Origin of the sequence: Aequorivita marina (assembly GCF_031631895.2) — a bacterium.
Lineage (GTDB): Bacteria > Bacteroidota > Bacteroidia > Flavobacteriales > Flavobacteriaceae > Aequorivita > Aequorivita marina.
The window spans coordinates 338,204-351,015 of the sequence record NZ_JAVMBW020000001.1; the positions used below are offsets into that span (position 1 = coordinate 338,204).

Below are 12,812 nucleotides of genomic sequence, written 5' to 3' on the forward strand. Positions count from 1 at the left end.
GAGTCTATGCAAACCAACACCAACGAACAAGCTTTAGAAGCCGCCATTCAAAAATCTTTAACAGGAGTTTCCTTAGAAACACTCAAAGAAGAAAGCACTTCTGTTGCAGAAGCTAATGCAGTATATAGAACAAGAAACGGGTATTATAATGGCGATCGTATCCATTTTGATGCGAAATATGCGCTTGATACCGAGCGGTTTTGGGATTTTCTGGAAAGAACACAGAAAGAAGAACTCAATAAACTCAAACGCAGTAACAATTGGAAACTTAAAATCTTGCAACGTTTGGATCGCATTATCAAAAAACAAGGAGTGCTTCACGTACTCAAAAAAGGTTTGGGAGTTGATGATGCACACTTCACGTTGTTGTTTCCTTTACCCTTGGGAAGTAGCAGTGCAAGAGTTGCTAAAGATTTTGACAGTAACCAATTTAGCGTAACCCGCCAATTGCCATATTCAGAAAGTAATCCGCGGGAAGAAATTGATATGGTAATTTTCGTCAATGGTTTACCGCTAATTACCCTTGAACTCAAAAATCAATGGACAGGTCAAAATGCACGCTTACACGGTCAAAACCAATACCGCAAACAGCGTGATCCCAAAGAACCTTTACTCAATTTTGGGCGATGTCTTGTACATATGACTGCCGATACCGATGAAGTCTTTATGACGACCAAGCTCAACGGCACAGATACATTTTTCTTACCTTTTAATCAAGGTTATGAAAATGGTAAAGGCAATCTGCCCAATCCATTTGGTCATAAAACAGCCTATCTATGGGAAGAGGTATTTAAGCCAAAAAGCATAGCCAATATTATTCAGCACTTTGTGCGCTTAGACGGAAAGTCTAAAGACCCGATAAATAAACGCACTTTATTTTTTCCTAGATACCATCAAATGCGTGTAGTACGGAAAATTATGGCACACGTGAGCGATAATGGAACCGGCTTCCGTTACCTTATCCAGCATTCTGCCGGTTCGGGAAAATCAAATTCTATTACCTGGGCAGCTTACCAGTTGATAGAAGCCTATCCAAAAAATGAACAAGCAGCTGGTAAAAAAGCAATAGACAAACCTATTTTCGATTCTGTTATTGTCGTAACCGATCGGCGTTTATTGGATCGACAGATTCGTGAAAACATTCGCAGTTTTTCGGAAGTCAAAAATATTGTAGCCCCTGCTTATTCCAGTCGGGGTTTAAAAGAAAGCTTGGAGCAAGGTAAAAAGATCATTATTACTACGATTCAAAAATTCCCTTTTATCGTGGAAGGCATTTCTGATTTAAGCGATAAGCGCTTTGCCGTGATTATTGATGAAGCACACAGTTCGCAATCGGGCACCACGGCAGACAACCTAAACCGGGCTATTGGACAAGAATCAACTGAAGTAGAAGCCGAAGATGTTCAAGATAAAATAGCGCAAGTGATGCAATCCCGAAAGATGCAAACCAATGCTTCTTATTTAGCCTTTACAGCAACACCCAAAAACAGTACGTTAGAAAAGTTTGGAATGCCACAAGAAGATGGCAGTTTTGAGCCTTTCGATTTGTATGCGATGAAACAAGCCATAGAAGAAGGTTTTATTTTAGATGTGTTGAACAATTATACCACATTTAAAAGCTATTACCGTTTGGCCAAGTCAGCTGAAGGAAACCCAATCTTCGACACCAAAAAAGCGCAAAAGAAATTAAAAGCCTTTGTCGAAAAAGACCAGCAAACCATAGATACCAAAGCTGAAGTGATGCTGGATCACTTTATGAAGCATTCCGTTCAAAAGAAAAAAATGAAAGGAAAAGCAAAAGCGATGATCGTGACCCAAAGTATTGAGTCGGCTGTTCGGTATTTCAAAGCTATTCAACGCTTGTTGGTAGAGCGTGGAAACCCATTTGGAGCCATCTGCGCTTTTTCAGGTGAAAAAGAAGTAGACGGCATTTCCTTAACCGAAGAATCTGTCAACAATCTACCTGCGCATTTAGATACCGCCAAGTCATCTGATCCCGATTATATTCAGGACAAAATTGCGCGTTATTTTGATATGGACGATTACCGTATTTTGGTAGTCGCCAATAAATATCTCACAGGATTTGACCAGCCGAAACTATGCGCAATGTATGTCGATAAAAAATTGCAAGGCGTGATGGCGGTTCAAGCCCTATCACGATTAAATCGTTCTGCGCCAAAACTGGGCAAGAAGACCGAAGATATCTTTGTGTTGGATTTTTTCAATGACAAAGAGGATATTAAAAAAGCTTTTGATCCGTATTACACGGTAACCACTTTAAGCAGCGCAACCGATGTAAATGTGCTGCACGATGCTAAAATGATGTTGGATGAAGAAGGTGTTTATGAATGGTCTGAAGTGGAACTGTTCAACGACTTGTTCTTTTCCAATGTCGATACGGAAACCTTGGGAGCCGCTTTGAGCAAAGCCCAAGCTCGGTTTGATGTGGAGTTGCAGTGGGAGCAAAAACAAAAGGCTGATTATAAAATCAAGGCGCGGCAATTTGTCAAAATATACGGCCAAGTCGCTGCGCTCTTAGACTTCAATAAACCGGAATGGGAAATGCTCTATTGGTTTTTAAAGTTCCTTATTCCAAAGATGGTCATCAAAGATCCCGATGGGGATGATTTAGACAAATTATTGGATGCCGTTGATTTAGCGACTTATGGATTGGAACAACGCGACAAGATAGGGGTGAAAATAGGGTTGGATGAAAGTGAATCCGAGCTCGACCCGCAAAATCCAGGTATTCGTGGGGCTCACGGCGAGAACGAAGAAGATGAACTGGAAGCCATTATCAAAACCTTTAACGAGCGTTATTTTCACGGTTGGGATGCCACTCCGGAAGAACAACGCGTAAAAATGCTCAGTTTGCAAAAATTTGTCGAGGCACATCCCGATTTTGAAGAAAAGGTAAAACAAAATCCAGACGAGCAGAATAGCGATATCGCTTTACGCCGCATTATTCAGGAAGTTTTGTCCCGACAACGGAAAAATGAACTGGAATTGTACAAGTTGCACACCCAGGATAGCGCCTTTCAACAAGCTTTTTTTGATACGTTGAAACGGATGGTTCAATTGGATGTTCGACAAAATAAATGAAATCTAAAGTAATATCACATATAGGTAAGCGAAAAACCAATCAGGATCTAACATTGGTTAAGAAAATAAATATGGACTCCTATCTCTATCTAATCGCAGATGGAATGGGAGGCTATGACAATGGTGATATCGCAGCAGCAATGGTTATCGAGAGTCTGACTACTTTTCTATCCAATAGTACTCAATTCAACGAAAATGTCATCCACAAAGCAATAAACAACGTAAACTTAGCTTTGCGCCAATATCAAGAACAACATCAATCAAAACTTGGATCTACCCTAGGCGGAGTAATAGTTTCAGGGAAAACGGCGAAGACGTTTTGGGTGGGAGATGTAAAAATTCTGCATTATTCAAAAGGAAAGCTAGGTTTTGAGAGCAAAGCACATAATTTGAGTAGTGAGCTTTCTGAAACTGAAAATTCAAATGACAGCGTAAATTTTTCTAAATATAACCACATTGTCACCCGTTCTATTCAAGGGGGATGTTAAGCAATCTGTGCCTTCCTACCACGAACTGATCTTGAATAAAGGAGACAAATTGTTTATTTGTTCTGATGGTGTCCACAACATCATTGATCCCCAAACCTTGCAATTCTTTCTCAATAAAGAGGATTCCACCCATTCTCTGATAGCGACTATTGACCAAAGAATTCAAAAAGAGGCAAGTGATAACGCTAGTTTGATTTTGGTAGAAGGTTTTGATGATTTATAAACCAAATAATTATTAATGATTTATTGCCTCCATATTGTTTTGTCAAAATTATTTTCTGAGTATAGTTTCAATTCGGGACGCAGTGTGTCCCGAATTGGTTAAGCTTTGTTTTTTAATTGAATATCGACTTCGCCTCATCATAAACCCGCTCAAAATTAGCCGCTAAATCAGCCTGAGAAAATTGTTTTGATTCCTGCGGAAGCTCTCGCTGAATTTTAGATAGTTTGAACTGCACTTTTTTATCCTTCCCATCTGCATAGGTAATAAACTCTCCCTGTTTCAAGCGAAAGAATACGTCTGCTCTTATCTTAGGAATTTCCTTTTCGCCTGTTGTGATTCGGGTGTCAAAATCGAGATTATGACCACGACTAATGCTTTTCGTAGGGTCTTTAATAATTTCAAAAAAACGTTCGTAATACTTTGCGGTGTCTGGGTCGTTGACCTTCCCGAAAAACTGATAAGATAGATTACTCAATATCGCTTTGCTTGCCTTATCGCCATACATCATATCGTTCTGTATTTTGTCCTGCATTACATAAATAGTCGCAATATCATAGCTTCTTAAAGTAGCAGGAATGCGATGCATATTTAGAAGCCGAATAGTCGGTGCTTCTTCCATCAGCAAAAATGAAGGCTTTGAGTTTCGAACGCTCATTTGTTTGGTTATTGTGTGGATAATGGTAGCAATAACGGGCGAATAAGAAGTTTCAAATTTTGGATTGTTCACGATTGAAATTACCGCAGGATTTTCTGAATTATTAATATTCAGAGGAACTTCATCTGCCGATAAAGTCATAAAAATCCGTTGGGTACTTATTCGCTTTAGCGCATTGGCCAAGGTGCTTTTTACACCAGCGGTTTGCCTATCGGAATCTTTGCCACTAATAAAAGCATCTGCCATGGCCCTGGAGGTGGTATTGGTTTCTAAAAATTGCACCAAGCTATCGGTATCTAAATATTGGTAGATAGCAATCAAATGGGGGAGGGTACAAAACTCAGGGTAGGAGGTTTTAAGCTTCCAGATGAGTCCACCAATTAATCCTTCCGCAGCATCATTAAAAAATTTGGTCGTTCCCGAGGTACCGGACTCTCGTTGCTCCAACAAGTTCTCAATCAATACCCTTGACACCTCATTTACGCTTTCCTCGTTCTCTAAATAGCGTGGCGCTATAGGATTTACCCTATTAATGATTTTATCAAAGGAAATGACCTTAAATGGGACATCGCTATCCTTAAAAAGTGGATATGCCATTTCTGTCAACTCAAAATCTTTGTAGTCGTGGATAATTCCGCAGAAGTGCTCTTTCCGGAAATGCTTCAAAAATCCATAAATCACACTTTTAGTCTTACCACTTCCCGCAGAACCGATGACGGATGCACCACGTTTTATATTATCCAATTTGAAATTTCCTTTTTTCGTAGAAAAACTGACTCTATATTTGGTATCGCCATTTTGAGGCTTTACGGTTTTGTGCAGAAAAACATACAACGCTATATTAATTAGCATAAGCGGGCAAACCAAATAAAGCATTAGCGATACTAATTTAATTGTATCTGACATATAGAATATCAAAGTTGAAAGTAGCAGGATATTTAAAAGAAACGCATACCTGCTTAGCCGAAATAGCGCATAGAAAACGGTACTGGCCAAACCAATAATTGAAAGTATCGTTATTAGATTATCTATCTGCATAGTCATTAGATTCCGATGGAACTCGATTTTATGGCCACTTCTGCACCACGTCTTAACCGTTTAAAAATCCGAAGTGCAATTTGAGCTTGACTAACTGGAATGGTCGGCACAATGGGCAATCCAGATTTTGTAATCATTTTAAAAGCCAAGGCTTTTTCGTTTGCTGGTAATTTCATCAATGTCGAAAAATATAAGTTCGGGTTTTTTACAAAGGTTTTTCGAGCCTTATAGGTTTCAGTGTAATTGCGTTTATAGCCAAATGTGTTGTCAAAAGTTTTTTCCGCTTTCGCGAAAAAAGTATCTCTATCAAAACCACGCTTTACTTTTTTTCCGTGCATTTCAACTTCCGAAGCTTTGTGTTTACTTCCTGGGGAAAGACTAAATGTATTGGAAGCGTCTTTTCTGCTCACAATGATATGGATATGGCTTTGGTTTCCGTCTTTTACCATTCCCTGGACTATCCGTTTTCCGTTTTGTTGATGTGGTGCTTGACGTTCCAATTTGGCAATTTCTTTTCTCATTTTTTTGATATTCCCTTCAGCTCGTCCTTCCTGAATATTTCTGATTTCGGTTTTAAGCTGCAATATTTTTGTGGCAAAAGGTTGGTTTTCTTTTATCTGAAAATCTGTTCCCTTAAAGGTGCGTTGATGCTCAATTTTAGCGTAATATTTTATATCATCAATTGTTATGGGGCGTCCGTTTATTTCACGATTGAAGGATGTAACATAATCCTTCATTATCTCTCTGGTGTAAGTTTTTAAATCCTCTCGACTGTTCTGTAATTTGCTCAATTCGTATTTGGACGGACTGACTGTAATCGAGTAAAATTTAGGTTCTTTCTTTTTTAATTTTGCGGTGTTGCCATCAATCCCTTTTACGACTTCTTCAGCAGAAATCTCATCGCCATATTGGTTAAAAAAATGTTCCATTTCAGTTTCTTTTAAACCCTCATTTTCTTTTTCTAAATAACCTACAAAGTCGGCTGAACTTTGACTGTAATTTCCATCTAATTTTTGCGGTGTGATTGTAATGTACATAACTCAAAAATTTATAGTTCGTTCTTCAAATTTCGCTTCTCTTGGAAACGAACTTTTTTCTTTTCCTCAGTCACTTTTTTCTCTAAAATAAGTGGTTTTTTTTCTGGTTCTTCTGCTTCAAATAAGGATTGAATCATTGCCACCGTAGGTTTCGTTTGCGTCTTTTCCACATCTCGCATTATGGCAATGACCGCATTTATTCTCTTGAGCAGTTTCGCTTCAATGGTACGTCCAGTTGGTCCTAATTTTTCTTTTGGCGAAATTTCGTTATAGAAGAAAAAATCCAGCATTGCTGCCATAGCTTCTGTGTGCGATTTGAAGTAAGTGCGTGAGAAAGTCTGGAAACGCTTTGCAGTTTCCTTTTTAAATCTAATTCCGATAAATGAGTCCATATTTCGCCTATTTGTCGCAAAATCTTCCCTAAAAATAGGCGTTCTCAGCCCGTTTGTCGCAAATCGTAGATTGTCAAGATTTTAAAATATATTCAAATCGTTGGTAATCAGCTATTTGAAAACGAAAAGGAATCCGAAACATCGCGTAGCGTGTTACCCTCTTGCTATTCCTTTTCGTCACGCGCAAGCGTGACAAAAATCCATACAATCCGGTTGAAAAAACCGATTGCCATTTTAGGAAAATAAATTTCCGATATGTTATTTTTAGATGTGTACGGTTATCGGCGAAAGTCGAAAAATGGATAACCTATACTTAAAATTGAATGCTGAATTTCAGCGAGATAAAGATACGCTTTTTTTTGATATGATATTAATTACATACAAAAAACACCTCTAAAATTTAGAGGTGTCTTTTCATTTTGGTTCTGAAATTTATATGTTAAACACATAGGTATAAGAATATAAATTCCGCAACGCTTCTTCGTCGAGCATCTTGTCCAAATTAGTGTTATGCTTTGTTGCATAATCCATTATAGCCTTGCCATATTTTTCCTTTACATCTTCCTTGGAATTGGCAATTAATCGCTCTTGTGTTTCCTCGTTCAAATCGGTAAAATTTAGATAAATCATAGTTTCTAAATTTTAGTATTCGCTTGGTAACATCAGCGTATCATTTACAAAAAACAACCGCAGTTCATCGAGTGGAAAATCCGTAACTCGGTAGCCGTGTTTTTCCAAAATATTGTCATTGCCATCGCTGTAAATTATCTCGGCTTCATAACCCGAATAATCTTGTTTTTCATCGGATAATTTTTTGAAGTCTATCGTAATAAATCGGCTTCGGTTCATCAGGCTTTTTGCAATTACCGAAGTATCGGTAATAAGCCAAAAACATTCTGCAACCTCTGACAGATATTTCAGTCCATCGGTAAATCTTGTTTTCAAAAGTGGTAGCGAATAGAACATTTCTGTTCCCGTAAAATATTGCAACCGTTCTTTAATTTCGTTAACTTGTGCTTTCATTGTGATTTCTATTTATAGGATTAATAATGAAAAAGAGGGCGCAACTTTCGAGAGGAACGCCCTCTTTAATTTTAAAGATTACTTGTCGCTTTTGCTTCCAAGCAATAAGATTTCATCGGCTACCACTTCGGTAACATAGCGTTGTTCATTTGCTTCGGTGGTGTAGCTTCGGGTTTTCAGTTTTCCCGATATGCCAACTTCTTTGCCTTTTTCGACATACTTTTCTACAATTTCAGCAGTCTTGCCCCAAGCCACTACGGTATGCCAGTTGGTGTCCGTTTGCTTTTCGCCTTTCTTGTCCTTGTAATACTCGTTTGTTGCGAGTGAAAAACGGGCTACTTTCTTTCCGCTTTCAAGGGTCGTAATTGTTGGTTCTTGTCCAACGTTTCCAATTAACTGTACGTGATTTTTAATAGTACTCATAATAAAAAGATTTGTGTCTGCTTAGTTACAGACTGATTTATAATTCCCCTATTGATTTAAAACAGATTAAATTTTAAGGGGTGTTTGTTCTTTTCTTTCGTGCACCGCACAATGGATAGAGTGGGTTTTGTCAAGACTTTTCGGGATAAAATCAGGTGTGTTTGCGACGTAGTAATCCCGTCATTTTACGGGATTCAAGGAAGTAGAAACCTTATTTTTCACTAAAACTTGTATAGTCTTGACAAGTTCCATAAGGGCATTAGCAATTCTTTTAAAGCCAGTTGCGATTTGAGCGTACCGACAGTTAAGCGAAATGAGTGGCTGGGTTTAATTTAGAATTGGTTATGTACTGCCTGTTTTTCGACGACCCGAAAAACAATAAAGGCTTTATCCATTATAAACCCCTTAAAATGTGCAAGGCAACGGTTCGGTTTTTAGGCATTTTCGAGTAAGGGCTCAAGAAGACCGCACCGAAAATTCCGTTAAGAAAATCGAGGCGATGCCTTTCCGATGAAAAAGCGGACTTGATTCACGGTTTTAGCTCTGGAATGTAGTGTTCCTTCCCAGCGCAGCGGGAAGGGTTAACGGAATGGAAAGCTGAAATTGGGGATTGTGTCCAAGACTTGTGTAGTGAAGCTCTTTTTCCGAAATGCAGCTTTTTGCGGAATGTAGGGAAATGTGCTAAACGGATTCAGAATTGCCTATTATTAAAGAATTTCAGAAACCTTAATGATATATCCTTTATTTCATTAATTGAAGTTTCATCTTTTGCAGTTTCAATAAGCGCCCAATATTTGGGCTCGTTCCAAACAAACTCTCTTGATAGTCCTGAACCACGTTGATTTATAAAGCCCCAAAACCAAAGGTCATCCCAAACTTCCATTTCTTCAGAAGAATAATTATTTTGTAGAAGTCTATTTATTTTATGGAAATTCCATTTTATGGATGGGTCAATACGATAGAAAATTGCCTCAATGACCGCATCGACAGGCAAGAAAATTTTTTCTTTTGGGTCTATATCTTTCGGCGCATCTTCCCATATTGGATTTTTAAAACCATACTTACCGTTATGCAAGTGATAAATAGTTTTGGCAAATAATGCAGAAGTTTTATTTCCCCAACCGGTCTGTCTCAACATACCGTAATAAAGAGATTCGTAATTAATAACACAACTGTCTTTGTCAAATAAAAAATTGATAAATGTCTTAAAACTGTGTAACTGCGATTTATTTGAATATACGTTCTGAAAAAAAGATGACAGAATATCAATTTTAGGTTGGCTCTGGGTATTGGCTACGTGATGAAGAACTGAGTACAATTTATCTTCAGGCGAATCAAAGGGTGCCAAAAATAAATTATAAGAATTTGATTGAACCTTTTTATTATAACCTCTGTTCTCATTTAAGAATTGGAATAATGGATGTAGTTTAGAATTTATTGATGTATTCAAAATTAATTAGTTTCAAGAATTACTGTTCCATTGGCATTTACCCAATAGTGCCTTATACCAATCTTATTCAGCTCTGGAATAATGCTTGCTATGGCTTTTCGTATTTGTTTATCATCAGGATGTGCAATGGCAATTTTTGCATTTGGAAACGAAACTTTGGTTTCTAAGCATTTTACTATTGCTTTACCCAAATGAGTTTTAATTTGTCCAGAGTTAAAATAATCTCGTCGCTTTGTAGGCGAATCTTTATGAGCTTTAGCACCTTTAACCTCAATGAGTAGCTTTTCACTTTCTTTGTTTGCAACAATATCATATCCTCTTGTTTGACCCAAGCAAAAACTCTCTATTTGATACCCTTGTTTAACCAAATAAAGCATTAGCAATTCTATAGTTCTATTTTCCGTTATTTTTTCCATTTGTGCCTAAAATTTGGTACAATATAATTAGATTAAAAACAATTACCGATTTTGAAAAATGTAGATGAACTTAAAGCGGACTTAATTCACAATTTTAGCTAGGAATGTAGCGTTCCTTGGCAGCGTAGCGAAAAGGTTTAGCGGAATGGAAAGCAAAATTGGGGATTGTGTCCAAGATTTGTGCAATGAAGCTCTTTTCCCGGAATGTAGTGTTTTCTGCTTTTTCAGCAGGAAGCGTGGAATGTAGGGGAATGTGCTGAGTGGGTTATGAAAGCTGTATTCAATAAAAATCTAAAAAATACTTTTGTGAGTTATTGACTCACTCTTCAAAAAGTCCTTTCTGATTTTCAGATAATATCTTCATCTCTGATTTTTCTGCATTTTTCAACCTGTCTTTTAAAGCCTTTCTTCTTTTATCATAAATCCATCTTCTTAAATTATTCAAAAGTCCCATTTCATATTCTGAAAGTTTGCTTGGTGCGATTTCAGTCATTTCGTTCAGTTGGTCATTATTCTTGAACTGAATGGCATATTGAAGACCTAACCAAGTGTAAATATTTACCCATTCGGTAGGCATTGGTGCTTCATAAGTTCTGGGCATTATATATACCAAAGCCTCGGTAAGCGATGCCATTTCTTCTTGTTGCACAGCACATAACAGTCGTGACGGTTTTATGTTTTTAAGTATATCTTCTGGAATTATATCTTGCCAAGCAGACTTAAAAACAATAATGGGACTCGTAAGAGAATCCATAAAGTTGAAAACGAAATCGTTCGTTTGCTTTGTATTTGACTTTGATGTTTTCTTCTGTACTCGTAAAGGTTCGCAGTCGAACTCAAAATCAAGTTGTACCAAATTGAAATTTTCCATAATGTGAGATTTTATTTTGAATAATGATTTAAAAGTGTTCGGTAGTATAGCGGATGCTTATCTCGGTAGTAAGCCAAGTGACTTTCTGCACCTTTAGTAGTGTAGTTTTCACTACTTAATCGATAATGTTCTTCTGCTTCTTGAAGAGCAATGGTGGGATTTTCAGATATTTGTTTCATAATTCTAAAATTTTAGTTAAACAATATTTGAGCAGAACCCAAACGGAAGCTAAAATCTCAGCTCAAAAGGAAACGGAATAAATAAGCGTTGGATAATGCAATGGCTTTATGCCGTAGTCTTTTGATGGGTGTATTTTACGAGTTTACCTTTGCACTGATATTGATTGATTATTCTTATAATTTTAGCGGACATAATTCACGATTTTAACTTGGGAATGAAATGTACCGTTCCAGCCCAGCGAATCAGGTTAACGAAATGAAAAACGAAACTGGGGCTTGTGTCCAAGACTTCTTGAAGGAAGCTCTTTTTCGGGAATGTGGCTTTTTCTGCGGAACGCAGGGAAATGGGCTGAATGGGATTGCAAAACCAACTTTTCAAATCAAAACCTTTGCTAAAAACAGAAAAAAATCCAGTTTAAGGTACTGGATAAACCTTTAATCGCATCAAGCCATTTCATAGACAGCATCAAACAGTTTTTTGTCCAATCGTTCCTGTTGGGAAAAGCTTTTCTTCAAAGTATTATGAAGCATTTGATTGAAAGCATTGTAACCTATCCATAAATTGGGGGCTTCATCGAGCAACACAGCTTCATTATCAAGAATTTCAAGAACTTCACGAGACTTTTTCGAAGGGTCGCTATTTTTATCGCTGCATTCGTATCTGAACAGTTTAGTTTTATCCAGAATAGCTTTTACGAATTCTTGTGTATCGATGATTTTAAATTCCTTCATCCTATCGAATTTCTTGGTAATGGTGTAGAACTCATTGTCCAGAAATTTATCAAAAAGGTTGTTCAATCGTGGCATAATAAGATGTGTGTTGTTCTTACTGTGCTTTATGGAAAACTCTATTTCCGCTTGTGAAACGTGCAATCCATTAGAACATATTTCTCTGTAAAAGCCAAAGTGGCCAGAGGTCTTTTCACTACCGTCATACGAGTTCTTGAACCGAAGCATCGGCAGTATCAAGTCTTTCTGATTTTTTACGGTAAACTGGCTTTTATCATCGATGATAAAGTCGGTAATAAACGACCTATCATTTTTGTTGATGGTGCGTTTGTGGAAATTCAGTTGTGCATCGGTCAGCATTTCTTCGGCTTTCTTGAAGAACAATTGATTCGGAATGTGACCATAACTGTTCGATACTACATTGACAATTTTTCCATTGGAAATTATGACGTTTTCAAGTCCACGTCGTGATTCCATCTGTGTCAAGGTTTTTAAGGATTTCATTTCTGATGGAACGAAGATTTCATCCTGCTGTAAATTTTGTAAATACATAGCTTTTGAATTTAGATTAAACAATATTTGAGCAGAACCCAAACGGAAGCTAAAATCTCAGCTCAAAAGGAAACGGAATAAATAAGCGTTGGATGATGCAATGGCTTTATGCCGTAGTCTTTTGATGGGTGTATTTTACGAGTTTACCTTTGCGCTGATATTGATTGATAACTCTCTATTTTTAACCCTCATCACCAATGCGGTATTAGAATAAAAAAGAAGAAGAGCCAGCAC

At 37.5% G+C, this 12,812-nt stretch carries 13 protein-coding genes; 2 read left to right on the forward strand and 11 right to left on the reverse strand.

Going from position 1 to position 12,812, the window contains the following annotated elements; all coding sequences use genetic code 11:
• Positions 1-6 precede the first annotated feature (6 nt).
• Both QPK98_RS01570 and QPK98_RS01575 read left to right on the forward strand, forming a co-directional pair.
• Complete coding sequence (locus QPK98_RS01570; RefSeq protein WP_310991252.1) at positions 7-3,102, forward strand: type I restriction endonuclease subunit R; 3,096 nt, start codon at positions 7-9, stop codon at positions 3,100-3,102.
• Positions 3,099-3,590, forward strand: a complete 492-nt coding sequence (locus tag QPK98_RS01575) for a PP2C family protein-serine/threonine phosphatase (protein WP_310991253.1) — start codon at positions 3,099-3,101, stop codon at positions 3,588-3,590. Before QPK98_RS01570 ends, QPK98_RS01575 begins: the two co-directional genes overlap by 4 nt.
• 335 nt (positions 3,591-3,925) lie before the next feature.
• On the opposite strand, the gene QPK98_RS01580 is transcribed toward QPK98_RS01575, so the two are convergent.
• From QPK98_RS01580 to QPK98_RS01630, 11 genes are all read right to left on the reverse strand, one after another.
• Positions 3,926-5,506, reverse strand: coding sequence for a type IV secretory system conjugative DNA transfer family protein (locus tag QPK98_RS01580; RefSeq protein ID WP_310991254.1), 1,581 nt, complete (start codon positions 5,504-5,506; stop codon positions 3,926-3,928).
• A gap of 5 nt (positions 5,507-5,511) precedes the next feature.
• Complete coding sequence (gene mobB, locus QPK98_RS01585; protein ID WP_310991255.1) at positions 5,512-6,543, reverse strand: MobB family relaxase; 1,032 nt, start codon at positions 6,541-6,543, stop codon at positions 5,512-5,514.
• Positions 6,544-6,554: 11 nt separating this feature from the next.
• Complete coding sequence (locus tag QPK98_RS01590; RefSeq protein WP_092205823.1) at positions 6,555-6,935, reverse strand: BfmA/BtgA family mobilization protein; 381 nt, start codon at positions 6,933-6,935, stop codon at positions 6,555-6,557.
• A gap of 432 nt (positions 6,936-7,367) precedes the next feature.
• Entirely contained in the window at positions 7,368-7,565 is a 198-nt protein-coding gene (locus QPK98_RS01595; RefSeq protein ID WP_129759453.1) for a hypothetical protein, read from the reverse strand.
• Between the two features lie 12 nt (positions 7,566-7,577).
• Complete coding sequence (locus QPK98_RS01600; RefSeq protein WP_310991256.1) at positions 7,578-7,958, reverse strand: DUF6876 family protein; 381 nt, start codon at positions 7,956-7,958, stop codon at positions 7,578-7,580.
• Between the two features lie 78 nt (positions 7,959-8,036).
• The gene (locus QPK98_RS01605) at positions 8,037-8,381 is read right to left on the reverse strand and encodes a single-stranded DNA-binding protein (protein ID WP_310991257.1); all 345 of its coding nucleotides are present in this window, start codon (positions 8,379-8,381) and stop codon (positions 8,037-8,039) included.
• A gap of 691 nt (positions 8,382-9,072) precedes the next feature.
• Entirely contained in the window at positions 9,073-9,831 is a 759-nt protein-coding gene (locus tag QPK98_RS01610) for a hypothetical protein (protein ID WP_310991258.1), read from the reverse strand.
• A gap of 2 nt (positions 9,832-9,833) precedes the next feature.
• A complete protein-coding gene (locus tag QPK98_RS01615) occupies positions 9,834-10,247 on the reverse strand; it encodes a hypothetical protein (protein ID WP_310991259.1) in 414 nt (137 codons plus the stop codon).
• Between the two features lie 319 nt (positions 10,248-10,566).
• The gene (locus QPK98_RS01620) at positions 10,567-11,118 is read right to left on the reverse strand and encodes a hypothetical protein (protein WP_310991260.1); all 552 of its coding nucleotides are present in this window, start codon (positions 11,116-11,118) and stop codon (positions 10,567-10,569) included.
• 11 nt (positions 11,119-11,129) lie between these two features.
• Positions 11,130-11,297: a hypothetical protein gene (locus tag QPK98_RS01625; RefSeq protein ID WP_310991261.1), complete on the reverse strand. Its 168-nt coding sequence runs from the start codon at positions 11,295-11,297 to the stop codon at positions 11,130-11,132.
• A 444-nt stretch (positions 11,298-11,741) separates the two neighbouring features.
• Positions 11,742-12,578, reverse strand: a complete 837-nt coding sequence (locus QPK98_RS01630; RefSeq protein ID WP_310991262.1) for a DUF932 domain-containing protein — start codon at positions 12,576-12,578, stop codon at positions 11,742-11,744.
• Between the last annotated feature and the right edge of the window lie 234 nt (positions 12,579-12,812).